Here is a 23,822-nt window from a genome sequence, read left to right as displayed (position 1 = left end):
CGCATGGCACCGATCGTATCCACCGCAATCATGAGCCGCCGCCGGGTCTTTAGACTTAGCCGGCGAATGAACCTGATTTCAGGGGCTGTCATCATCGGCCTGCTGGTCACCGTTGCACTGCTGTCGCTTGTCTGGACGCCGCTGCCGCCGGCGAAAATGCAGATCATCCACAAGCTGCAGCCACCGCTTGCGTTCGGCCTGCTCGGCACGGACCAGTTCGGCCGCGATGTGCTTTCGATGCTGATGGCAGGCTGCTGGAATTCACTGTCGATCGCCATTACCGCGGTTGCGATCGGCGGGACGCTCGGCTCGATCGCCGGCATTTCGGGGGCGGCGATCCGCGGTCCTTTCGAGGCGTTGCTGATGCGCATCTGCGACGTCATCTTCGCCTTGCCGCCGATCCTGTCCGCCATGGTGCTCGGCGCCTTTCTCGGGCCGGGGCGGTTCACCGCGATCACCGCGATTGCCGTCTTCATGATCCCGGTCTTTGCCCGCGTCACACTCGCGACCTCGCTGCAGGCCTGGAGCCGCGACTACGTGACGGCGGCGCGCGCGATCGGCAATACGCGCCTGACCATTTCGCTACGCCATGTGCTGCCGAATATCATGAGCCAGATCATCGTGCATGGCGCGATCCAGCTGGGGCTGGCGATCCTCACCGAAGCGGGGCTCAGCTTCCTTGGGCTCGGCATGGCGCCGCCGGCGCCGACCTGGGGCCGGATGCTTGCCGATGCGCAAACCTATCTGGCGCTCGCCCCCTGGCTGGCGATCCTGCCCGGCCTTGCCATCGCGCTCACCGTCTTCGGCTTCAACATGCTCGGCGACGGTTTGCGCGATCTGCTCGACCCCCGCGAGGCGAGCCGCTGATGTCCTCCCAAGACGAAAAGCCCGAAAGACCATGCCATGACCGAAACCGACCTTACCATTCGCGAACTCAGGCGGCGCTTCGCCGATAAGAGCCTCTCCCCTCTCGAATACTGGCTTTCCCTCGAAGGCCATATAGCGGCCTGGGAGCCTTCGATTTCGGCACTCTACCTCTACGATCCGGAATCGGCGCGCGCGCAGGCGAAAGCGTCGACGGAGCGCTGGGCCAAGGGAGAAACGCTGGGCCCCCTCGACGGCATCCCGGCGACGCTGAAAGAGCTGATCGCCACGAAGGGCCAGCCGGTGCCGCTCGGCACGAGGGCAGTGGAACTGAAGCCGGCGGACGCCGACGCACCGGCCGCCGCCCGGCTGCGCGAAGACGGCGCGGTGATCTTCGCCAAGACGACCTGCCCCGATTACGGCATGCTTTCCTCCGGGCTTTCGAGCTTTCATCCTCTCAGCCGCAATCCCTGGAACACCGCGCAGAATCCCGGCGGATCGAGCGCCGGGGCTTCCGCAGCGGCGGCGGCCGGCTATGGACCGCTGCATATCGGCACCGATATCGGCGGCTCGGTGCGCCTTCCCGCCGGCTGGACCGGCATCTTCGGCTTCAAGCCGAGCCATGGGCGCATTCCGGCCGATCCCTATTATGTCGGGCGCTGCGTCGGGCCGATGGCGCGCACAGTCGAGGATGCGGCCTTTTCGATGGCGACGCTGTCACGGCCGGACTGGCGCGACGGCACCAGTCTGCCGCCGAACGATTTCAACTGGATGGATCTCGACATCGACCTATCGGGCATGAAGATCGGGCTAATGCTCGATGCCGGCTGCGGGCTTACGGTGGAGGACGAGATCAGGGTCGCAGTCGAAGCGGCGGCGCAACAGTTCGAGAAGGCCGGCGCGACCATTGTATCAGTCCAGCCGGTGCTGACGCGCGCGATGCTGGATGGCCTCGACAAATTCTGGCGGTCCCGGTTCTGGGGCGATATCGCCGAGCTCGACGACATCAGGCGCGACAGCATCCTGCCCTATATCAGGGATTGGGCGATGGGCGGCGCCGACATCAGCGGTGTCGATGCGGTCAGGGGCTTCAACCAGACGATCGAGATGCGCAAGAGCTGCGGACAGCTGTTTACCGAGGTCGACGCCCTGCTTTCGCCGACCAATCCGATCATCTCCTATCCGGCCGAATGGGCATCGCCGACCAACGATCCGGCCCTGCCGTTCGAGCATATCGGTTTCACCGTGCCGTGGAACATGTCGGAGCAGCCGGCCGCGTCGATCAATTGCGGTTTCTCCCGATCAGGGATGCCGATCGGCCTGCAGATCGTCGGGCCGCGTTTCGACGACATGCGGGTGCTGAGGCTGTCGAAAGCCTTCGAGGACTGGACCGGCGGGGTAAGATCCTGGCCGCGGCCTCCGATCAACTGATCAGCTGATCGGGCGGCGATAGCCGGTCGGTTGCTCGTAGAGCCAGCCGATGCGCTCGACGGCGGCCGCGAAATTCTCGCGCGCCACCGTCATGCTATGGCCGTTGGCGTGGAGGATGGTTTCCGGATCCTCGAAGACGGCGACATGGCCCTTCCAGAATACCAGGTCGCCACGGCGGATTTCGGAGCGATCGATCGGCTGGCCGAGGCCCGCCGCCTGCAGGTCGGCATCGCGCGGCGCAGCTCTGCCCGTCATCAGCATCGCCAGCTGGACGAGGCCGGAGCAATCGATGCCGAGGCCGGAGCGTCCGCCCCAGAGGTAGGGCGTTTCCAGGAAACGGGTGACGATCTCCACGTAATCGGCGCCATCGAGAGCGCCGATCGGCTGGACGTGCTTGGCAAAGATCGCCGTTCCGTCCTCGAGCACGACGTAGCGATTGCCCCGCGCTTCCGCCTCGCCGGCGACGTAGACGCGGCTTCCCATCGACACGATGGCCTGGTGGGGCTTGCGCAGTTCCGGTTCGGGATAGACGAAGGTGCGCTGCACGGTGACGATATGGGTCGGCGCCGGCCTGCCTTCTAAGAGCGCGTCCGCCGCGACATAACCCACATAACCGTCCGCGGCGGCTTTCACCCAGCACCAGCCGTCGGCGCGATCGAAAACCGTCACCTCCTCGCCGAGAAGCAGTTCCGTATCGATGCCGCGGGCGACGTCCGGTTCAGGGCGCACGGCCAGGACAGGAACGGCGACACGCGCCGGCGCGCCCTTCACAAAACGCGACGCCTCGACCTTGCCTTCAAGGCCGGCTTCCGCGAGATCGGGCCGGTAGGCATGCAGGCGGCGGTCGAGCATCGTCATTCGCATTCCTTTCAGATCGGCAGCCGGCGGGCCTGATCTCGTATGAGATCGCCGAGCTTTTCCAGGTAAAGCGCACCGCCGACGGTGCGCTTGATGATCACGTTGCGCCGGTCGGCATCGTCACGCACACGATCGACCAGGCCCATCTCGCCCATCGTATCCAAGGCGCGGGTGATGACCGGCTTGGTGACATCAAGTGTGGCGGCAAGCCCGCGCACCGTGTGCGGCGGCGGCACCAGATAAATATGCAGCAGGATCGCCATCTGGCGCAACGTCAAATCGCGATCGTCGTGGCGGACCTGATCGAGCGCCGCGCCATGCCAGAGCCCCAGCGCCTGCGAGGCGGTCAGTTCGATCGGCACGGCCCCTCCGGAAGATCGTTACGCTAGCGTTCCATTTTCCGGTAGTTGCCATGCACATGCAAGGGGCGCTGGAAACTGCCGCCCGGCAGGGTGAATAAAATTTTAACGATCTGCAGCGAGGCGCATCGCGTGAACAGGGATCACGCGATGCGCCTCAGCGCTTATTTCTGAAGCATGTCGCGCAAAAGTGTGCAGCGGTTTTGCGATACGACATGCGTAAAACAAAGACTTAAAGCGCAAGGAGTGGATCTGAAAGATCGCGACGCGCTTTAGCATAGCATCAGCGCAAGCTCTCGCGGATATGGTGAAAGAGCGCGCGGATCGCCTGTGCCTCGCCGCCGCCCGGCGAATGAGGTCGTTCGGCTTGAGCCCAGCCGTAAATGTCGAAATGCGCCCAACTCTTCGCCTTGCTGACGAAACGCTTGAGGAAGAGGGCTGCGGTAATCGCCCCCGCCATGCCGCCGGCGGGCGCATTGGTAAGATCGGCGAACTTGGTGCGGATATCCTTTTCGTAGCCGGAATAGAGCGGCAGGCGCCAGATCGGATCGTCGGTTTCCAGGCTCGCTTCGGTCAGATCATGCGCCAGATTGGCGTCGTCGGTGAAGAAGGGCGGGAGATCCGGGCCAAGGGCCACGCGGGCAGCGCCGGTCAGCGTCGCCATGTCGATCAGCAGATCGGGCTCTTCCTCATCGGCATAGGCAAGCGCATCGGCAAGGATCAAACGGCCTTCGGCGTCGGTATTGTCGATCTGGACGGTCAGGCCCTTGCGGCTCCGATAGATGTCGCCGGGCCGGAAGGCATTGGACGAGATCGCGTTTTCGACGACAGGGACGATGACGCGCAGGTCGACCTTCAGCTTGGCGTCCATGATCATCAGAGCAAGCCCCATGACATTCGCCGCGCCGCCCATGTCCTTCTTCATCAGCAGCATGGAGGCGGCAGGCTTGATGTCGAGACCGCCGGTGTCGAAGCAGACGCCCTTGCCGACGAGCGTCACCTTGCGATGGCCCTTCTTGCCCCAGCGCAGTTCGAGAAGGCGCGGCGCATCGGCGCCGGCGCGACCGACGGTATGGACCAGCGGGAAGTTTTGCTTGAGCAGGTCGTCACCCGTAATAACCGATATCTCCGCCTTGTAATGTCCGGCCAGGCCACGGAAAACGGCCTCGAGTTGTACCGGCCCCATGTCATTCGTCGGCGTATTGATCAGGTCGCGGGCGAGAAAGACGCCGGCGAGCTGGCGCTTGATGTCGGCGGCGTCGGCATCGCGGGGGATCATCAGCGTCGCCGCCGGCGATTTTTCGGATTTGTAACGGTCGAAACGGTAGCTGCCGAGCCCAAAGCCGAGAGCCAGGCGATTTGCCGTCAGCGGCGCGGTCTCGATGTGCCAGTCGCCGGACGGCAGCGCACGAGCGAGCCGGCCGGTGATGTAAGGCTGCTCGGATGGATTGGTGCCGAGGCCGTAAAGCGCGCCGCCGAGATGGCCTTCGGCCGTCGGGATCAGCAGCAGCGACCCACTTTCGGCCTTGTAGCCTGCCCGGCGCGCCCAATCGAGCGCGATCGGATCGATCGTGCCGGTCTCGATATGGGCAGGCGTGACGGCAAAGATCGGCAGCGTCAAACCGCCCTTCGTGTTGAAAGGGGTCGGTCTCTCGATGAACTGATAGGGGGCCATGATTGTCCTTCGGCGGTCGTAAGGAATCGTTCCTTAACGGTCTGTTAGGGTTAACAGACTATTGCTGGAGCGAAGATTGCGTCAAACCTTTCCCTGTTCCGCTTCGAGGTCAGGCGCCGATTTCGGAATCCAGGAACGCATCATGCCTGCCTCGCTCACCACATTCACGAATCGTATCCTGCAGGGCGCTGCGGCCTCGCTGATCGTCCTTGCGCTTGCCGGCTGCTCGACGACCAAGGACCGGATGACAACCGGCTCGGTGCCGAAGCTCACCAAGCCGGTTGAAGAGATGGATGCGACGGAGCTGCGCTCGGCGACGGACCGGCTCGGCCAGGCCTACGAAAAGAACCCGCGCGATCCCGTCACCGGCGTCAATTATGCCAATCTGCTGCGCATGAACGGCCGCGACACCCAGGCGCTCGCCGTCATGCAGCAAGTGGCCATCGCCAATCCCGGCGACCGCAACGTGCTGGCCGCCTACGGCAAGGCGCAGGCGGCGGCCGGCCAGTTCCAGCAGGCGCTCGACACGATCGGCCGCGCCCAGACACCCGACCGTCCGGACTGGAAGCTGATTTCGGCCCAAGGCGCGATCCTCGACCAGATGGGCCGGGCAAGCGATGCCAGGCAGCGCTACCGCGACGCGCTCGACATCCAGCCGAACGAGCCCTCCATCCTTTCCAACCTCGGCATGTCCTATGTGCTGACCGGCGATTTGCGCACGGCCGAAACCTACCTGCGCTCCGCCGCCGGCCAACCCACAGCCGACAGCCGTGTCAGGCAGAACCTTGCCCTCGTCGTCGGCCTTCAGGGACGATTCCCGGAAGCCGAGCAGATCGCCCGGCGCGAACTTTCGCCGCAGCAGGCCGACGCCAATGTCGCCTATCTTAGAGGCATGCTCTCGCAGCAGAATTCCTGGCAGAAACTCGCCGCCAAGGACAAGGCGCCTGGCGCAGCGGGCGGCAGCAATACCAACTGACGGGATCTCCTCTGAGCCTGAGAGCGTCCGAAGTCACTCGCGCGCCAGCCTATCGATCACTTACGCCCGCGAGAATGAGCCGAAGGCCGAGGCCGGCCATGACGGCACCCGCGGTGCGGTCGATCCAGCTCTTGGCGGCAAGATAGAGCCGCCGCGGGTGGCGGGCCGAAAAGGCGAAGGCCACGATCGAATACCACCCGGCCTCCACTGCAAAGACGCCGAGCGGCAGCGCGACAATGAGATCGAGCGGCACCGTCCTCGGCAGAAGTGCCGCAAAGAGGCTGGCATAGACAATGATGGTTTTCGGGTTGCTGAGCTGGGTCAGCAGCGCAGTCGTGAAGCTCAATTTCAGCGCGCGGTTGCCGTTGACGGCGTCAGAGACTTCGAGCGGCTGACCGGCGCTCCTCCAGATATTGACGGCGATATAGACGAGATAGGCGCCGCCTGCGACCTTCAGCAGGATATAGAGCCATTCGAACTGAGACAGCAGCGCTGTCAGTCCAGCAAGCGCCAGCACGGCAAAAACGACACCGCCGACGCCCATGCCGAGTGCGGCCGCAAGGCCATCCAGCCTGGAACGCGAGATGGCGATCCTGGAGACGACGACGAAGCTCGGGCCGGGGCTCATCGCGCCGACCGCCAAGGCTGCCATGATGCTAATGAAAATGCCGGCAGAAGACATCGGAGACCTCTCTTTTGGGTTGAACGAGCGCCAGGGGCACTGCGGCTGCATCCGCGCGCTTGCCAATGGTCGTCCATCCCGTTTACCAGCTATGCTAGGGGCGGTCACGCGTGATTGAAGGCTGCAGATCGGACCAATGCTCTTTGAGGTATCGTCTTCTGCCGAAAGCCGCATCCGCTTGCGGGGCTAGCGCAATCGTCAGAACTTGTCTGCCACCTGAATGCCGGCCGGACCGAGAATGACGGCGATCAGCACCGGCAGGAAGAACAGGATCATCGGCACCGTCAGTTTCGGCGGCAGCGCGGCCGCCTTCTTTTCCGCCTCGTTCATGCGCTCGTCGCGCCCTTCCTGGGCGAGAACGCGCAGCGCCTGCGCGATCGGCGTGCCATAGCGATCGGCCTGAACCAGCGCCTGCGTCACCGAGCGTACCAGCTCGATCTGGGTGCGCGTGGCAAGATTTTCGAGCGCCACGCGGCGATCCGGCAGGAAGGAGAGTTCGGCCGTGGTCAGCACCATCTCCTCGGCGAGCGCCGGCGACTGCTCGCCGAGCTCTTCGGACACACGACGCATCGCGGCCTCGATCGAGATACCGGATTCGACGCAGATCAGCATCAGGTCCAACGCATCCGGCCAGGCGCGCTTGATCGAGTGCTGGCGCTTGCCCATGCGGTTCGAGATATAGATGTTCGGCGCGTAGAAGCCGAGATAGCCGATGCCGATGACGGCGAAGAGGCGGATGGCCATGCCCCTTTCGGTGAGATTGCCGAGGCCGAAGACCCAGAAGGCAGCAAGCGCCAGGAAAAGGAAAGGCAGCAGGAAACGTGCCACTAGGAAGCTATTCAGCGCATTCTCCGAGCGGAAACCGGCGGCGCGCAGCTTGTTGACCGTGTTATCGTCGACCAGCGCCTTGCGCAGGTTGAAGCGCTCAACGATCTGACGAATCGAGCGGTTATTCTGGCTCCTGAGCGAGGCCTTGCCGGCGCCGGTTTCCGAGTTCATGCGTGCGCGCTCGCGGGCGCGGATCTGCTCGCGCTCTGTGGAAACGGCCTTCATGCGCTTGGTGAGATCGCCGCGCTCGAAGAAGGGAACAGCGATCGTATAAAAAGTAGCGAAGACGGCAATCGCCACGAAAAGTGCGATCAGCATGCTCGGATTGGTGAGCGTTGCGGCAAGGTCCTGCGTCATGCTGCTTCCTTCCGGCTAGATATCAAAACTGATCATTTTGCGCATGACGAAAATGCCGATCGACATCCAGATCGCCGAGAAACCCATGATGAAATGGCCACGCGGATCGGTGAACAGGATCATCATGTAGTTCGGCGAGGTGAGATAGACGAGGGTCGCGACGATGAAGGGCAGAGCGCCGATGATGTAGGCCGACGCCTTGGCTTCCATCGAGAGCGCCGTAACCTTGGCCTTCATCTTCCTGCGATCACGCAGGACCTTGGAGAGGTTGCCGATCGCTTCCGAGAGATTGCCGCCCGCCTGCGACTGGATGGCGATGACGATGGCGAAGAAATTGACTTCCTGGAGCGGCATGTGGAGCGTCATGCGGGCGCAGGCGTCGGGGATGCTGAGGCCCACCTGCTGCGCCTCGATCACACGCCGGAATTCGCTTTTCACCGGGTCGGTGCCTTCAGTGGCGATAAGACGGATCGCATCGTTGAGTGGCAAGCCCGATTTGATCGAGCGGATGATGACGTCAAGTGCATTGGGGAGCTCGTTGAGGAACTTGTTCTGACGGCGCTTGATCAGGAAGCCGAGAACCCAGCGCGGCAGACCGAGACCGGCGACGACGGCGACACCGACCATGACCATCCACGATACACCAACGATAAAGGCAACGAGCAGCAGAACGGAGGCGAAGATGGCGCTGATGAGATAGAATTTCGCCACCGTGATCGTCAGGCCCGCCTGCACCAGCCGGGATTTCATCGACAGGGTTTTCTTGGTTTTTTCGTGCTGACGCTTTTCCAGGTCCTTCAGATTGTCCTGCACCGATTTGCGGCGCTTCGACAGCTCCTGCACCCGGTCGCGGGCAGCCTTGACCTTGACACGGTCGCTTTCGGCCGACTTGACGCGGTTGATGCGGCTTGCCGATTTCTTGTCAGTCTCGATCCGGGAAAACAACAGGGCATAGGCCACCGCGCCCGCGGAGACGGCGGCGAGGACGACGATTGCCAGCACTATCGGATCGAACCCGAACATCCCGCCTATTCCTTCGTTTTCGCTTCCATCGCGTCGAGAGCGGCGGCAAGGCGCTTTTCCTCGTTGAAGTAGCGGGCGCGATCCCAGAAATGCGGCTTGCCGACGCCGGTCGACATGTGCCGGCCGATCAGGCGGCCGTTCGCGTCCTCGCCTTCGATCTCGTAGCGCATCAGATCCTGGGTGATAATGACGTCACCTTCCATGCCGACCACCTCGGTGATCTGAGTGATGCGGCGCGAACCGTCGCGCAGGCGCGCTGCCTGGATGACGATATCGACCGAGGTGGAGATGATCTCGCGCACCGTCTTTGCCGGCAGCGTGAAGCCGCCCATGGCGATCATCGATTCGATACGGCTCAGGCACTCGCGCGGCGTATTGGCGTGGATCGTGCCCATCGAACCGTCGTGACCGGTGTTCATCGCCTGCAGCAGGTCGAAAACCTCCGGTCCGCGCACTTCGCCGACGATGATGCGCTCAGGGCGCATACGCAGGCAGTTCTTGACGAGATCGCGCATGGTGATTTCGCCCTCGCCTTCGATATTCGGTGGGCGCGTTTCGAGACGCACGACATGCGGCTGTTGAAGCTGCAGTTCCGCCGTATCCTCGCAGGTGATGACGCGCTCATCCCTGTCGATATAGTTGGTGAGGCAGTTCAGAAGCGTCGTCTTGCCCGAGCCCGTGCCACCGGAGATGATGACGTTGCAGCGCACGCGGCCGATGATCTGCAGCACGGTTGCGCCTTCCGGCGTGATAGCGCCGAAACGGACGAGCTGATCGAGCGTCAGCTTGTCCTTCTTGAACTTGCGGATGGTGAGCGCCGGCCCGTCGATCGATAGCGGCGGCGCGATGACGTTGACGCGCGAACCATCCGGCAGGCGGGCGTCGCAGATCGGGCTCGATTCATCGACACGGCGGCCGACCTGGCTGACGATGCGCTGGCAGATCGAGAGAAGCTGCCCGTTGTCGCGGAAGCGGATCTCCGATTCGATCGTCTTGCCACCGACTTCGATGAAGGTCTGGCCAGCACCATTGACCATGATGTCGGCGATATCGTCGCGCGCCAGCAACGGTTCCAGCGGGCCGTAACCGAGGACGTCGTTGCAGATATCCTCGAGCAATTCCTCCTGCTCAGAGATCGACATCGCAAAGTTCTTGATGGTGATGATGTCGTTGACGATGTCGCGGATTTCCTCGCGCGCGCTTTCTCCGTCAAGCTTGGAAAGCTGCGAGAGATCGATCGTATCGATCAGCGCGGAAAAGACCTGCGCCTTGGTGTCGTAATATTCGTCGGTGCGGGCCGGGCGCTTGCGCTGCGGCGTCTGTAGCGGCGGCGGCGTCACCTGCTGGCGTGCGGGTGGCTCGCGCGAGGGTTCGACCAGAATGGAGGGGGAAGAGACCGCAGGGGCGGCGGCCGGAGCCGGCGGCGGGGGAGCAATCGTCCCACCAACCTTTCCGAAACCTTCGTTTCCGCGTTTTCCAAACATGCCGCTCGATCCAATCTGCTCGTTCTACTCAACTACTTGCGCTTCAGGAGGCCCAGCAGGCCGCCCTTCTTCGCCTTCTTGATCGCGACACGGCCAGTGACGATGTGCGATATCTGCGAAAAGGTTTCCGCCGTCGGCGACTTCGGGTCGACCTCGGAGATCATCCGGCCGCTATTGGCGGCGTTACCGAAGAGATTGATGTCGAATGGGATGATCGCGATCGGTTCGATCTCCAGCGGTTCACAAAAATCCGACGGCGAAATCTCCGGACGTTTCGGCATGCCGACCTGATTGAGGATGAGATGCGGCGGCCTGTCGTTCGGCCGCATCTTGCGCAGCGCGTCCAGCATGTTCTTGGCGTTGCGCAGGTTGGCGAGATCGGGAACCGCTGTGATGACCACCTCGTCGACGCTCGACAGCACCGAACGAGTCCATTCCGACCATGCATGCGGAACATCGAGCACGGTGACCGGCGCGCTGCGCTGCAGGACATCGAGCACCGGCTGGAAGGCCTGGCCGTCGAAATCATAGGCACGGTCGAGCAGCGAGGGTGCCGCAAGCAGCGACAGATGCTCGGAACATTTTGTCAGCAGGCGGTCGAGGAAGACCTCGTCGAGACGATCGGGCGCGAAGACCGCCTCGGCGATGCCCTGGGCCGGATCCTGGTCGAAATCGATGTTCGCCGTACCAAAGGGCAGGTCGAGATCGGCGAGAATCGTCTCGGTGGAGAAGAGATTGGAAATGCCGAAGGCGCAATTATGCGCAATGGTCGAGGCGCCGGTACCGCCCTTGGAGCCAATGAAGGCGATGCTGCGGCCGAGCGGCTCGGCGTCCGGATCGACGAAGATCGATGCCATCGCCGCAAGGATATCGGGCATGGCGACGGGCTGGACCATATATTCGGAAATGCCGTTGCGGATGAGCTCGCGATAAAGCCCGATATCGTTGTAATAACCGATAATGACGACCTTGGTCGTCGGGTCGCAGACTGCGGCAAGCGGCGCGAGTTCGGCAAGCAGGCTCGCGGCATTCGCCTTGGTCTCAAGGATGATGAGGTTCGGCGTCGGGGCGCCGGAAAACATGTTGGCGGCAGCGGCGATGCCGCCGCTGGTGATGCGCATGCTGACTTTCGCCACGCGCCGATCATTGGCGCAGCGTTCCATGACATGCTGGAGGACCTCGCTTTCGCAGAAGGCATGGACGGAGATGCGCGGCAGCGACCGCATGTTTTCCAGATCCGCCATACGCACCGCCTCCTCGGCGTTGCGAAGCTCGCTGGGATTCCTGATTTCGTATTCGATCGCGCTCATCGTTCCGTTCCGCCTCAGAAGCCGCTGTTGCTGTCGGCAACATCTTCGATGGTCGATGTCGTCGTCCGGTATTCCTGGATCGCATTATTGCGCCGCTGCGCGTCGATCGGAGTCATGCCGCGGGGTGCCACCAGATCCTCCGGATTGGCGATCTGGGCGGCCAGATTGTTCTGCGAGGCGCAGCCGAAATTATAGTAATTCTGGTTGGTTAAATCGTTGGAGATGTCCTTGGGCCACTGACCGCATTGCGTGGTGACCGCGGTGGTGCCGGTAAAACTCAGCCGGATCGGCGCCGCATCGCCGGGACCGGCGGCGGCATAGGAAGTGTTGACAATCTTCGAGCTTGCGATCCCCCGCGACGCCAGCTCGGCACGGACCTGATTGCGCAGCTGATAGGCTGCCGCCGAATTGGGCGAACCTTGCGGCGACAGCACGTAAACCGGGCCTGAGGCGCGCGAGATGTAGTTTGCGGCAAAGCCGCGTATGAGATCGCGCTGGGCAATGGTCAGGCGTCGATCGGTGGAGGCGACGGGTATATCAACCGTCTGCTCCGCCTCCGTGACGATGATCGGATGGCGGGCGCGGTAGTCATCCGGAATGCCGCCAGTCGTCAGTTGGTCGTGCGGGCCGGCACATCCGGAAAGGACGGCCACCGAAATGACGGCTGCGGCCAGAAGGGCCTTCGAGATTCCGAGGTGGGGTGTCATCGAATTCATATGGGCCATCGCCTGATCTCTGTTTTCTGACATTGCTGCCGATCGCGCCCCGCTCATTTGTAGATGAACCCGATCGAGCCGTGGAACTGAGCGTCGGCGACGGGCGCCTCACGACGGCCATAGACCTTGTTGACACGGTTGAGGAAGAAGGTCGCACCATCATTCTCAGGGCTGAAATTGTCGTCGGGCCGGTTGAGCTGATTGCGCGCTACAGGACGCACCAGATAGGGCGTTGCGATGATGACGAGCTCGGTTTCCTGACGCTCGAAACCCTTCTGGCGGAAGAGCGTACCGAGCAGCGGGATCTTCGAGACGCCAGGGGTGCCACCCATCGTTTGAGAAACGTTGTCGCGGATAAGGCCGGCCAGCGCAATCGAACCGCCCGAGGGCAGCTCCACCGAAGTCTCAGCAGAACGGCGCTGATAGGTGGCGTTGCCGCTGCCGGCCACCGGCTCGGAGACGTTGGTCTTGATCTGCAGGCTGATGCGTCCCGATGACAGCACGACCGGCTTGAAGGCAAGATTGATACCGTAGTTGAACGGCACGACGGTGACGTTGCCGTCGCTGTCGGTCGTCGAATAAAGCTGCTGGCCGCCGGAATTGAAGGTCGCGGCCTGACCCGATATCGCCGTCAGCGTCGGTTCAGCAAGCGTCTTGACGACCTTGGCCTGCTCCAGCGCGTTGAGGTAGGTCGAAATGTCATATTTGCCGATCGAGCTCTTGAAGAGCGCCGCCAGGCCACCGCCAACCGTCGATGTCGCGCTGTCGGTGCTCGGACTGCCGAGCTGGGCGACCGTCATACCGGAGGAGTTGGAAACCAAATTGTCGAAGCCGAGCTGCTTCAGCACCTCGCGGCGGACCTCGGCAATCGTCACCTTGAGGGTGACCTGGTCCTCGCCCTCAATCTGCAGGAGGTTGACGACCTGCGAGGTCTGACGGTTTTCGGCAAAGAGCGCCACCGAGCTGTCGCCGCCGGTGCCGGATGCCGTCTCGGTTCTGGTCGTCGCCTCGCCACCCTTCAGGAAGACCTGCGCCAAATCGGCGGCCTGTGTGGCATCCTGCGGCGTGCGCACGGTGCCGGTCAGCACGATGTTGTCGGAGACGATTTCGACGTTGATGTTGGAGTCGGGAATGAAGCGACGGAGATTGACTTCGAGGCCGGAGACGTCGCGCTCGATCTCGATATCGAGATTGACGATCTCCTGTCCGCCGGCGCCGAAGATGAAGATGTTCGTCTGGCCGACTTTCTTGCCGAACAGGTAAATGCGCCGCGAGGTGCGGGTGACGGCATCGGCCATGCTTGGATCGGAGACGAGGATATCATGCGCATCCTCCGGCAGATCGACGACGACAGCCTTGTTCAGCCCGAGCTTCAGCCGACGGTGAGCGTCGCGGCCGGTCTGCGAGATGCGGACCAGGCTTTCGGAATCGGCACGCGCCTCACCTACACCGAGAACCGGAACGAAAGAGGCCGGCGCCGTGCCGGAAACGCCGAGTGCCAACGAGAGGCAGCCTGTCAGGAGAAGCCCGGCGTGCCGCTTTGAATTGCCCATTTGCACGTCCTTCTACTCCGCCTTCGGTGCTGCGCTGGCATCCGTGACGATGGCGCCCGATTTGATGACCTGGATGATCGCACTGCCGTTGTCACCGCTCAGGAGGTAGTCGGCGGCGCTGGTATCCTGCTCCTGCGCATCGGCGACTGAGCGCAACGCGAGCGACAGCCGGTCCGCCATCTGCTGGGCGACGGCGAGAACCTTCGTTTGATCAGGGGTGAGTTCGAGCGTCGCGGTCGTGCCGACCACCGATTTCGAGCCGTCGTCCTTTTCCTGGATCTGCTGGTCGATGGCGAGGACGCGGACATTGCTCAACACGGTTTCAGTGATGAGCTTGTCAGCCTCAGTGCCCTTGCGGACCATGATGACATCGACGCGGTCGTTCGGCAGGATGAAACCGCCGGCGCCGGTTGCTACCGATATCTCGGTCGCGACGGCGCGCTTGCCGGCCGGCAACAGCGAGGAGAGGATACGGCTGCTGGAATCGGCGATCTTTTCCGGCCGGATCGGTTCGCCTTCGAAGATCGGCAGACGCACGACGGCGCCCTGCAGATCCCTGATCGCATCCGGCCTATCGGCTTCGCTGATGAGGCCCGGGACGACGCCGCCCTGCGGCCAGGCCATCCAGTGCACCAACTTGTCGTCCAGCCGTGCGCCGACCGGCAGATTGGCGCTCGAGACGAGGATGTTGACGGTGGGTTCCTTCTCGACGACCGAGCGGACCTGGGTGACGACACCGCCACTGCCCGCCATGCGCATTGCCAGGAGGCCGGCGAGGCCGGCTGCCACCACGGCGACAGCTAGGATTATAAGGCGGGCCGGTTTCATCGATCATTCCTCGGGGCACGATATGTTCGCCCTGTAGAATGCTCAGCAATTGGTATAATTATGGTTAATGGAGCGCTTACATTTTAAGTTAACGGGCATTTAAAATGCCGTCATTTCAGGCTTTCCAGCGCGGCGATGAAGAGCGGCGAGGAGGGGAAGGCCATGAAACCGCCGATCGCGATCGCGATGCCGTAAGGAACCTTCTTGGCAAGCAGCAGCGAATTGGGGATCGGAAGGCCGATGGCCAATATCGTATTTGACTGTGACCGGATCAACAGGATCGCCAACGTGACCAAGCCGCCGATGGCACTGACATAGGCCAGAAAAGTCAGCAGAGCAGGCTCGCAACCGAACCAGAGCGCGGCTGCGCTCAAAAGTTTCGCATCTCCACCGCCCATCACATTGAGCGCAAACAGGGCAAAGCAAATGCCGAACACTATGGCGGCGCCCAGCGCATGCATTCCGATTGCCGGAAGAGCCACTCCACTCAATGGCGCCAACACGGCGAATGAAATCACTATGATCAACGATACCCTGTTCGGGATCGTCATCGTCAACAGATCGGATATGGCCGCAAAAGCAAGGCAGAGCGGAAAAACCAGAAGGATTGCGGCTACGATCATCTTCTCACCTGCCTCAAATTCTTATCTGCCCGATACAGATAGGCTCACGGCATTTCGCTCGTGAGCCCGATCTTCTAGACAGAGCTACGCTCTGGCCAATCAGGGGGTGACAGCGTCGTCCAGCTTGTTACCCAGCGTGGTGAACGTGCTGTTGAGCTTACCACCGAGCGTGGTTGCGCCAGTCACGAGCGCTACGGAAATGAGGGCGGCGATGAGACCGTATTCGATTGCGGTCGCGCCGGATTCGTCCTTCAGAAAACGGCTAAAAAGCTTGGTCATGGTAACTCCTAACTCCAGTTGATGTTCAGCACGTCCGCCAACTGTTTGCCGTTGATCGGATGACTGCAACCTAGCGAATGGCCGTTTCCATCGGCTTAAGGAAAAGAGTTAACGACATGTGAACGAGACAACAGGCCTTTGTAGAGTCAGTATTTTCTTACACACTTACCTCAATATTTAACAATATTCCGGGAATAATCGCTGCATTCATCCGGAAATAGCACAAATTCCACTTCCAGCCGAGGCGTGCGCCGCCCAGGGAGCGCGTCAAATCGGAGCATTACGCTTCATCCTGGAACAGAGCGGCAAGCTTAAGGCTTCGTTCACCATTTTTTTCCATTCTATGTGCATATTGCGCTGTGATCGTGAAAGAGGACCAAATGTCATCGAGCGGCAAAACCATTTTCTTTGCCGGCCTGATCGCCGTTTTCGGTATTTCGGGAGTTTCCGCGGCCGCAGACGATGACATGCTGCGCGTCTATATGGATCACGCGCGCGTATTGAAGCTCGACCGCCCCGTCAGCAAGGTGATCGTCGGCAATGCCAAGGTCGCCGATGCGACCGTCGCCGACGCCAAGACCATCGTGCTGACAGGACGCAGCTTCGGCACCACCAATCTGGTCCTTCTCGATGGCGACGGCAATGCGATCCTCGACGAGCGCATCCTGGTGTCGATCGACGAGGGCAATACGGTGCGCGTCTACCGACAGACCGAGCGCTCCGTGCTGTCCTGCACGCCGAACTGCGAGCAGCATGCGCAGCAAGCGGCCACCACGACCGCCTCACCCTGAGTACTATCTGGGAGCTTCCTCGACCATTCGTTAAAATCGTCGTGTCAGGTTGAAACGGAAAATCAACGAACAGACCGTAGTCTGCCGAGTGGAAATTATCGCTCGGGTCCAGGCAATGACGGCAATTGATCAGCAGACGGACAAGGGGCGCGCCTTCGCTCCGTTCCGTTTATCACGGTTTCGCGCTCTCGCCCGTTCGCGCGACGGCGCAGCGGCGATCGAATTCGCTCTGCTCGCCATTCCCTATTTCCTGGTGATTTTCGCAATCCTCGAAACTTTTGTCGCCTTCGCCGCCGAAGAACTCGTCTCCAACGGCGTTGATACGATGAGCCGCAGGATGCGAACCGGACAGATCACCTATAATCTCGGCCGCACGACCGATATGAACCAGGCGCAATTCCGCCAGGCTTTCTGCAACGAGATCTCAATCCTGGTCCGCTGCTCGGCGAGCGAAGTCGCCACGCCGAGCAAGCTCTACCTGGATGTGCAGACGTTCAGTACCTTCTCGGCCATTCCGACGACGATCCCCAAGCTTTCCGCCGACAAATATGCCGAAATCAATACGGCGGCCTTCAAATATGGGCCGGGCGGCGCCGGCACGATCAATATGGTCCGTGCCTATTACCGCTGGGAAATCATCACGGATCTGGTCCGGCCCTATATCACCACGATACGCCCCTCCGACGGTTCGATGCCGAGCCAATATTTGATCGTCGCAACCGCGGCCTTCCAGAACGAGCAGTATCCATAATGGCGTTGCGCAACCCGTTCACCAGATTGGTCCTGACGGCGCGGCGACTGGCCCGAGACCGCAAGGGTGCCGGAGCGATCGAATTCGCGATCCTCTTTCCCGTGCTGATCATGCTCTATATCGGCGCTTTCGAGATCACGATCGGCCTCAGCGTCAGCAAGCGCGCGACACGCGCTGCGGGGACGGTGGCCGACCTCATCACCCAGCAACAATCCGTCACGAAGAGCACGCTCGCGCAGATGCCATCGGTCGCAACCGCGATCTTCATGCCCTACAACTCGACGTCGCTGACGCTGAAGATCACCGGGATTACCATCGATGCCAGCGCCAATGCGAAAGTGCTCTGGTCCTGGGCTCGGGACGGGACGGTGCCCTATGCCAAGAATGGCACGGTGACCAACGTGCCGTCTGATATGAAGACGGCTAACAGTTTCCTGGTCCGGACTGAGCTCAGCATCCCCTATACGATGTTCCTGTTCGCCCCGAACTTCATGCCGGACGGCATGCGTACGATCACCATCAGCCGCAGTTATTTCTACCGCCAGCGGCAAGGCGACTCGATCCCCTGCGGCGACTGCTGACGGCCCTTCCCACTTCTCGAATTTGCCAAGCCGGCCGCAGCATTATATGGCTGGATTTCAGCCGCCTCCGACATTCCAGAGGCCGGCGATCGGCTCTCTCGGGTGTAAAATGGCGCGTGCCTTTCTTTTCGTTCTGGATTCCTTCGGCGTTGGCGGAGCGCCGGATGCGTCGGCCTATGGCGACGAGGGCGCCGATACGCTCGGCCATATCGCCGAGTTCTGCGCAGCCGGAGCCGGGGATCGCGTCGGATTGCGCGAAGGGCCGCTTTGCCTGCCCAACATGTCGGAACTCGGGCTGATGCACATTGCGCGGTCGGCGTCAGGCCGGTTTCCGGCCGGCATGCCCGTCCCGGAGAAGGTCTACGGCATTTATGGCGCCGCCACCGAAATCTCACGCGGCAAGGATACGCCATCGGGCCATTGGGAGATCGCGGGAACACCTGTCAATTTCGATTGGGGTTATTTCCCGATCGAGGGCGACGCCTTTCCTCAGGAATTTATCGACGCATTGTGCAGGGAAGCCGGGGTGTCCGGCATTCTCGGCAACTGCCATGCCTCGGGAACGGAGATCATCGCCCGGCTCGGCGAGGAACATGTCCGTACCGGCAAGCCGATCTGCTATACCTCCTCGGATTCCGTCTTCCAGGTCGCTGCGCACGAGGTGCATTTCGGCCTCGATCGTCTGCTCGCCTTCTGCCGTTTGGCCAGGGGGCTGCTCGATCCCTACAACATCGGCCGCGTCATCGCCCGGCCCTTCATCGGCCAGTCTGCCGCTACCTTCCAGCGCACCGGAAACCGGCGCGACTTTTCCGTGCTGCCGCCGGAGCCGACGCTGCTCGACCGGCTTATCGAGCACGGGCGACATGTGCACGCGGTGGGAAAGATCGGCGATATCTTCGCGCATCAGGGTATCTCGCGGGTCATCAAGGCGAACGGCAACGAGGCGCTGATGGATGCGTCGCTTTCGGCGATTGACGAGGCTGAGGACGGCGATCTCGTCTTCACCAATTTCGTCGATTTCGACATGATCTACGGCCATCGCCGCGACGTGCCGGGTTATGCCGCGGCCCTCGAGGCCTTCGATGCGCGCTTGCCCGAAGTCCATAAGAAACTGAAGCCCGGCGATCTCGTCGTGCTCACCGCCGATCATGGCTGCGATCCGACCTGGCGCGGCACGGACCATACGCGCGAACGCGTGCCTGTTATCGCCTATGGCCCGGGCATCCGGTCGCGTTCGATCGGCGTGCGCCGCAGCTATGCCGATATCGGCGAGAGCATCGCACGGCATCTCGGCATCACGGCCGGACCGCACGGAAGGAGCTTTCTGTGACATCGCATTTGAAGAAGGTCGAACTGCACTGCCATCTGGAGGGTGCGGCCCCTCCAGCTCTGACCGCGGCGCAGGCGCAGAAATATGGCGTCGACATCAGCGCACAGCTTCGCGACGGAGCCTATGTCTGGCATGATTTCGCAAGCTTCCTCGAATGTTACGACAAGGTTTCCGAGGTCTACAAGACCGAGGAGGACTATGCGCTTCTGACAGAAACCTATCTCGACGAACTTGCCGGCATCCACACGATCTACAGCGAGCTCATCGTTTCGCCCGATCACGGCAAGCGCATCGGCCTGGGGGCCGACGCCTATATCGCGGGTATCTGCGAAGGCATCCGGCGGGCTAGGGAAAAGAGCGGCATCGAGGCCCGGCTGATCGTCACCGGCGAGCGGCATTTCGGTCCGGAGAGCGTGATTGGTGCTGCCGAATATGCTGTTAAGGCCGGCAATCCTCTGATTGCCGGCTTCAACCTTGCCGGCGAGGAGCGCATGGGGCGCGTCGCCGATTATGCCCGCGCCTTCGATATCGCCCGCGATGCCGGCCTTGGGCTAACCATCCATGCCGGTGAGGTCTGCGGCGCCTTCAGCGTCGCCGACGCGCTCGATGCGGTGCGCCCCTCGCGCATCGGTCATGGCGTGCGCGCCATCGAGGATCTCGACTTGGTGAAGCGGCTTGCCGATCTCGGAACCGTGCTCGAGATCTGCCCGGGCTCCAATATCGCGCTCGGGGTGTTTCCCGATTTTGCTTCCCATCCGCTGCGCCGGCTGAAGGAAGCAGGCGTGGGGGTGACGATCAGCTCGGACGATCCGCCTTTCTTCCATACCTCGCTTAAGCAGGAATACGAATTTGCCGCAGGGGTTTTCGGTTTCAGCGACGCCGAGATCGACGCGATGACACGCACCGCGATCGAGGCGGCCTTCGTCGACGAGCAGACGCGCAAGGTCTTGCTTGCCCGGCTTTGAGGGTAGAGGTTGGGGAAGATCGGCGCAAATTGACCACCACTCTTGCGGTCGGGCCGATTTCCGTGAAAGAAACATTCGATAGAAAGAATGAAAGGCTTCCCCATGGACGGCGTCACGGTCATCGATCATCCGCTTGTGCAGCACAAGCTCACCATCATGCGGCGCAAAGAGACATCGACGGGAAGTTTCCGGCGCCTGCTGCGCGAAATTTCGACACTGCTCTGCTACGAGGTGACCCGCGATCTCGAACTGACAATGGAAACGATCGAGACACCGCTGCAGACGATGGAGTCGCCGATCCTCGAAGGCAAGAAGCTGGTCTTCGCCTCGATCCTGCGCGCCGGCAACGGATTGCTCGAAGGCATGCTCGATCTCGTGCCATCCGCGCGCGTCTCGCATATCGGCGTCTATCGCGACCACGAGACGCTGCAGCCGGTCGAATATTACTTCAAGGCGCCGGAGGACGTGGCCGAGCGGCTGATCATCGTCGTCGACCCGATGCTTGCGACCGGCAATTCCTCGATCGCGGCGATCGACAAGCTCAAGGAGCGCGGCGCCCACAATATCCGCTTCCTCTGCCTACTTGCCGCGCCGGAAGGCATCCGCAACTTCCGTGCGGCGCATCCCGATGTTCCGGTTTTCACCGCCTCGATCGACAGTCATCTCAACGAGAAGGGCTATATCGTGCCCGGTCTCGGCGATGCCGGCGACCGCATGTACGGCACCAAGTAATTTCAGCCTTCCTTTACCAAATCGAAAGACTTTACGGCCCGGTGGTTCGCTCCGGGCCTTTCGGCGTCGATATTAGCAACTTATCAGCACTTGAGGTTTAGGAGGTCTGAAGCATGAGGCCCCGCATGAAGCGGGGTTTATACAGGAAGGATTTCTGTTTCATGCTCGTGCGTACCGTCCTATTCGCCAGCATCGCCGTGGTGCTCGCCACACAGGCGCCTTCGTTCTTCGGAGGCACCAGCCAGCAGCCTGCTGAGGCTCTCTCCGCCAATTATGTATCGACCGAAACCGACCAACCGGCCGCACCGGAGCCCGTCTACGGCAGCAATGCGATCCGCCTGCAGGCCGATGCACAGGGCCACTATACCGGCAGCTTCAAGATCAACGGCAAGCCGGTGCAAGGTCTGATCGATACCGGCGCCACCTATGTGGCACTCAACGAGACGCTCGCCCGCCGACTGGGCTTCACCGCCAACCAGCTCGATTTCCGCTACGGGGTGAACACTGCGAACGGCCAGACGAAGGCCGCGCATGTGACACTCGACCGGGTCGAAATCGGCGGCATTCGCGTGCGCGATGTCGAAGCCTTCGTCCTGAGGGACGATGCGCTGACGACGACGCTGGTCGGCATGAGTTTCCTGCAGAAGCTCGCCTCCTATTCCGTCGCCGACGGTTCGCTCAGCCTCAAGCAGTAAACCGCATCAGATTAGGCCCGCAATCACCGGTGTCAGCTCCGGCTTATCCTCGGTGATGCGGTAGTGCATGGCAAGCGCCGCAGCCGCCCTCTCCGCCGCGGCTTCGTCAGCGGCATGAACGAGAGCGATCGGTTCGCCCGCGGTCACACGGGTGCCAAGCGGCAGGAGTTCGGAGAAGCCGACGCGATGGTCGATCCGGTCCCCCGGATGGCGCCTTCCGCCGCCGAGATCAATGACGCTGAGGCCGACACCGCGCGCATCACAAGCGGAGAGCCAGCCGGACCGGGCGGCCGGGACAGGTTTTTCCAGAGGCGCCCTGGCCAGGTGTCGGTCGGGATTTTCGATGAGATCGGCCGGGCCGCCGAGCATCGATACCATGCGCGCGAAGACTTCAGCCGCCTTTCCCGATGACAAGGCCTGACGCGCCATCCCCTCGGCTTCATCAGGCGAAACGGCGACGCCTGATTTCACCAGCATCTCGGCGGCGAAGGCGAGAACGACGATATCAAGCCGCGTGTCCCTTTTCCTGCCTGCTAGGAAATCCAGGCAGTTGCGTATCTCGACGGCATTGCCGGCACTATCGGCGAGCGGCTGGCTCATGTCGGTGATCATGGCCGAGGTCTTCACGCCTGCGCCATTGGCCACCTCGACCAGCGACTGCGCCAGGATCTCCGCCTGGCCGCGGTCAGCCATGAAAGCGCCGTTGCCGACCTTGACGTCGAGCACCAGCGTCTCGAGCCCGGCCGCAAGTTTCTTCGAGAGGATAGAGGCGGTGATGAGGGGAATGGAATCGACGGTGGCGGTCACATCGCGCACGGCATAGAGCCTGCCGTCGGCGGGCGCCAAGGTGCCGGTCTGGCCGATGATGGCGCATCCCGCCTCCTTCACGACCTTGTGGAACAGGTCCGCATCCGGGGTGATCATATAGCCGGGAATGGATTCGAGCTTATCCAGCGTGCCGCCGGTATGGCCGAGGCCGCGCCCGGAGATCATCGGTACGGCGAGGCCGCAGGCGGCCGCGATCGGCGCCAGCATCAGCGAAACATTGTCGCCGACGCCGCCAGTCGAATGTTTGTCGGCGATCGGGCGATTGATATCGGCCCATTGCAGCCTGTCGCCGGAATCGGCCATCGCCAGCGTCAAGGCCACGGTTTCGGCCCGCGACATGCCCTTGAACCAGACGGCCATGGCGAATGCGCCGATCTGGCCTTCCGACAATCGACCGGCAGCGAGTGCCGCGATGAAGGACCTGATATCGGCGGCGTCGAGTTCGTCGCCATCGCGCTTACGCCGAATGATCTCCTGCGGAATCATTTCAGTAGCTCGACGCCGCAGCCGGTGCTGACTGTGTTCCGCTCAGAACCGCCAGGATATCGTCGAGCAGGTCGGAAGCGCCGAAGCGGAACGTCGACGGCATCGCCCAGTCCGGTGTCATGATGGTTTCGGCAAGGCTCAGATAGAGTGCGGCATCAGCCACCGAGCCGATACCGCCTGCCGGCTTGAAGCCGACCTTGCGGCCGCTTTCGCGGATAGCGCGGATCATGATATCGGCGGCTTCGAGTGTCGCATTGACGGCGACCTTGCCAGTGGAGGTCTTGATGAAATCGGCGCCGGCTTCGATGGCGAGTTCGGCGGCACGGCGGATCAATGCCGCATCCTTTAACTCGCCAGTCTCGATGATGACCTTCAGAAGAACGGGGCCGGCGCATTCGGCGCGCACGGCCTTGACCATGTCGGTCACCGCCTTCTCGTTGCCGGCGAGCAGCTTGCGGTAGGGAATGACCAGATCGATCTCATCGGCACCATCGGCAATCGCCTCGCGTGCTTCAGCAGCGACATCGGCCACTTCCATATCGCCAGAGGGGAGGTTGACGACGGTCGCGATACGCACGGCATGGCCGGTGCCAAGGATATTGCGGGCCTGAGCGACGAACCGCGGCCAGATGCAGATCGCAGCACTGTTGCCGTAGGGCGTCTGCGCGCGGGCGCAGAGCGCGTCGATCTGCGCCTCGGTGCAATCATCCTTCAAATTGGTGAGGTCGAGAAGAGAAAGGGCGACAGCCGCCGTTTCCCGGTTGGAATAGCTATTCATCTTCGCTTCCTCTAGAGCATGAGGCCGAAAAGTGTGCGC

25 protein-coding genes are annotated in these 23,822 nt (G+C 62.0%); 10 read left to right on the top strand and 15 right to left on the bottom strand.

The features are described from left to right. The first annotated feature begins 3 nt into the window (after window positions 1-3). Both AB8B31_RS22850 and AB8B31_RS22845 read left to right on the top strand, forming a co-directional pair. The gene (locus AB8B31_RS22850; protein ID WP_026230912.1) at window positions 4-867 is read left to right on the top strand and encodes an ABC transporter permease; all 864 of its coding nucleotides are present in this window, start codon (window positions 4-6) and stop codon (window positions 865-867) included. A gap of 36 nt (window positions 868-903) precedes the next feature. Then, entirely contained in the window at window positions 904-2,295 is a 1,392-nt protein-coding gene (locus tag AB8B31_RS22845) for an amidase (protein WP_128408883.1), read from the top strand. On the opposite strand, the gene AB8B31_RS22840 is transcribed toward AB8B31_RS22845, so the two are convergent. From AB8B31_RS22840 to AB8B31_RS22830, 3 genes are all read right to left on the bottom strand, one after another. Beyond that, on the bottom strand, window positions 2,296-3,153 hold the full coding sequence (locus AB8B31_RS22840) for a C40 family peptidase (RefSeq protein ID WP_128408884.1): 858 nt from the start codon (window positions 3,151-3,153) through the stop codon (window positions 2,296-2,298). 11 nt (window positions 3,154-3,164) lie between these two features. Next, the gene (locus AB8B31_RS22835) at window positions 3,165-3,515 is read right to left on the bottom strand and encodes a MarR family transcriptional regulator (RefSeq protein ID WP_003544522.1); all 351 of its coding nucleotides are present in this window, start codon (window positions 3,513-3,515) and stop codon (window positions 3,165-3,167) included. A 280-nt stretch (window positions 3,516-3,795) separates the two neighbouring features. Next, a complete protein-coding gene (locus AB8B31_RS22830) occupies window positions 3,796-5,187 on the bottom strand; it encodes a leucyl aminopeptidase family protein (RefSeq protein ID WP_439007511.1) in 1,392 nt (463 codons plus the stop codon). Window positions 5,188-5,329: 142 nt separating this feature from the next. On the opposite strand from AB8B31_RS22830, the gene AB8B31_RS22825 reads away from it, so the two are divergent. Continuing rightward, window positions 5,330-6,163 (top strand): tetratricopeptide repeat protein, encoded by an 834-nt coding sequence (locus AB8B31_RS22825; RefSeq protein ID WP_018447961.1) that lies wholly within the window; start codon window positions 5,330-5,332, stop codon window positions 6,161-6,163. A 49-nt stretch (window positions 6,164-6,212) separates the two neighbouring features. Here AB8B31_RS22825 and AB8B31_RS22820 read toward each other — a convergent pair whose 3' ends face one another. From AB8B31_RS22820 to AB8B31_RS22775, 10 genes are all read right to left on the bottom strand, one after another. Continuing rightward, window positions 6,213-6,845, bottom strand: coding sequence for a LysE family translocator (locus AB8B31_RS22820; protein WP_018447962.1), 633 nt, complete (start codon window positions 6,843-6,845; stop codon window positions 6,213-6,215). 198 nt (window positions 6,846-7,043) lie between these two features. Continuing rightward, window positions 7,044-8,030, bottom strand: a complete 987-nt coding sequence (locus AB8B31_RS22815; RefSeq protein ID WP_128408886.1) for a type II secretion system F family protein — start codon at window positions 8,028-8,030, stop codon at window positions 7,044-7,046. A 15-nt stretch (window positions 8,031-8,045) separates the two neighbouring features. After that, window positions 8,046-9,053 (bottom strand): type II secretion system F family protein, encoded by a 1,008-nt coding sequence (locus tag AB8B31_RS22810; RefSeq protein WP_018447964.1) that lies wholly within the window; start codon window positions 9,051-9,053, stop codon window positions 8,046-8,048. Between the two features lie 5 nt (window positions 9,054-9,058). Next, window positions 9,059-10,537, bottom strand: a complete 1,479-nt coding sequence (locus AB8B31_RS22805; protein ID WP_018447965.1) for a CpaF family protein — start codon at window positions 10,535-10,537, stop codon at window positions 9,059-9,061. Between the two features lie 32 nt (window positions 10,538-10,569). After that, window positions 10,570-11,847: an AAA family ATPase gene (locus AB8B31_RS22800; RefSeq protein WP_128408887.1), complete on the bottom strand. Its 1,278-nt coding sequence runs from the start codon at window positions 11,845-11,847 to the stop codon at window positions 10,570-10,572. A gap of 14 nt (window positions 11,848-11,861) precedes the next feature. Beyond that, the gene (locus AB8B31_RS22795; protein WP_026230913.1) at window positions 11,862-12,620 is read right to left on the bottom strand and encodes a CpaD family pilus assembly protein; all 759 of its coding nucleotides are present in this window, start codon (window positions 12,618-12,620) and stop codon (window positions 11,862-11,864) included. Continuing rightward, window positions 12,617-14,116 (bottom strand): type II and III secretion system protein family protein, encoded by a 1,500-nt coding sequence (locus AB8B31_RS22790; RefSeq protein WP_018447968.1) that lies wholly within the window; start codon window positions 14,114-14,116, stop codon window positions 12,617-12,619. The genes AB8B31_RS22795 and AB8B31_RS22790 overlap by 4 nt, the downstream gene beginning before the upstream one ends. A gap of 12 nt (window positions 14,117-14,128) precedes the next feature. Beyond that, a complete protein-coding gene (cpaB, locus tag AB8B31_RS22785; protein ID WP_018244342.1) occupies window positions 14,129-14,944 on the bottom strand; it encodes a Flp pilus assembly protein CpaB in 816 nt (271 codons plus the stop codon). A 110-nt stretch (window positions 14,945-15,054) separates the two neighbouring features. Next, window positions 15,055-15,567, bottom strand: coding sequence for an A24 family peptidase (locus AB8B31_RS22780; protein ID WP_026230915.1), 513 nt, complete (start codon window positions 15,565-15,567; stop codon window positions 15,055-15,057). A gap of 99 nt (window positions 15,568-15,666) precedes the next feature. Then, window positions 15,667-15,846 carry a Flp family type IVb pilin gene (locus tag AB8B31_RS22775; protein ID WP_017962804.1) on the bottom strand — a complete coding sequence of 60 codons (180 nt, stop codon included), beginning with the start codon at window positions 15,844-15,846 and terminating at the stop codon, window positions 15,667-15,669. Window positions 15,847-16,226: 380 nt separating this feature from the next. Here AB8B31_RS22775 and AB8B31_RS22770 point away from each other — a divergent pair, with 380 nt between their 5' ends. The 7 genes from AB8B31_RS22770 (at window position 16,227) to AB8B31_RS22740 (ending at window position 21,691) form a co-directional block, all read left to right on the top strand. Then, entirely contained in the window at window positions 16,227-16,637 is a 411-nt protein-coding gene (locus tag AB8B31_RS22770) for a pilus assembly protein N-terminal domain-containing protein (RefSeq protein ID WP_018447971.1), read from the top strand. Window positions 16,638-16,752: 115 nt separating this feature from the next. Continuing rightward, on the top strand, window positions 16,753-17,388 hold the full coding sequence (locus AB8B31_RS22765; RefSeq protein WP_018447972.1) for a TadE/TadG family type IV pilus assembly protein: 636 nt from the start codon (window positions 16,753-16,755) through the stop codon (window positions 17,386-17,388). Then, window positions 17,388-17,969 carry a TadE/TadG family type IV pilus assembly protein gene (locus AB8B31_RS22760; RefSeq protein ID WP_018447973.1) on the top strand — a complete coding sequence of 194 codons (582 nt, stop codon included), beginning with the start codon at window positions 17,388-17,390 and terminating at the stop codon, window positions 17,967-17,969. The genes AB8B31_RS22765 and AB8B31_RS22760 overlap by 1 nt, the downstream gene beginning before the upstream one ends. A gap of 109 nt (window positions 17,970-18,078) precedes the next feature. Then, window positions 18,079-19,299 (top strand): phosphopentomutase, encoded by a 1,221-nt coding sequence (locus AB8B31_RS22755; RefSeq protein ID WP_018447974.1) that lies wholly within the window; start codon window positions 18,079-18,081, stop codon window positions 19,297-19,299. After that, a complete protein-coding gene (locus tag AB8B31_RS22750) occupies window positions 19,296-20,264 on the top strand; it encodes an adenosine deaminase (protein WP_018447975.1) in 969 nt (322 codons plus the stop codon). Before AB8B31_RS22755 ends, AB8B31_RS22750 begins: the two co-directional genes overlap by 4 nt. 102 nt (window positions 20,265-20,366) lie before the next feature. Beyond that, entirely contained in the window at window positions 20,367-20,996 is a 630-nt protein-coding gene (gene upp, locus AB8B31_RS22745) for a uracil phosphoribosyltransferase (RefSeq protein WP_012759721.1), read from the top strand. A 125-nt stretch (window positions 20,997-21,121) separates the two neighbouring features. Further along, complete coding sequence (locus AB8B31_RS22740) at window positions 21,122-21,691, top strand: TIGR02281 family clan AA aspartic protease (RefSeq protein WP_018447976.1); 570 nt, start codon at window positions 21,122-21,124, stop codon at window positions 21,689-21,691. Window positions 21,692-21,697: 6 nt separating this feature from the next. Here AB8B31_RS22740 and deoA read toward each other — a convergent pair whose 3' ends face one another. Both deoA and deoC read right to left on the bottom strand, forming a co-directional pair. Then, window positions 21,698-23,005, bottom strand: coding sequence for a thymidine phosphorylase (gene deoA, locus AB8B31_RS22735; RefSeq protein ID WP_018447977.1), 1,308 nt, complete (start codon window positions 23,003-23,005; stop codon window positions 21,698-21,700). Window position 23,006: 1 nt separating this feature from the next. Continuing rightward, window positions 23,007-23,783, bottom strand: coding sequence for a deoxyribose-phosphate aldolase (deoC, locus tag AB8B31_RS22730; RefSeq protein ID WP_018447978.1), 777 nt, complete (start codon window positions 23,781-23,783; stop codon window positions 23,007-23,009). Window positions 23,784-23,822 lie beyond the last annotated feature (39 nt).

The sequence above is a fragment of the Rhizobium sp. 62_C5_N11_2 genome, from assembly GCF_051811185.1.
GTDB lineage: Bacteria > Pseudomonadota > Alphaproteobacteria > Rhizobiales > Rhizobiaceae > Rhizobium > Rhizobium leguminosarum.
The sequence above is the reverse complement of the archived record's forward strand: the minus strand, read 5'-3'. Positions and strand labels throughout refer to the sequence as shown.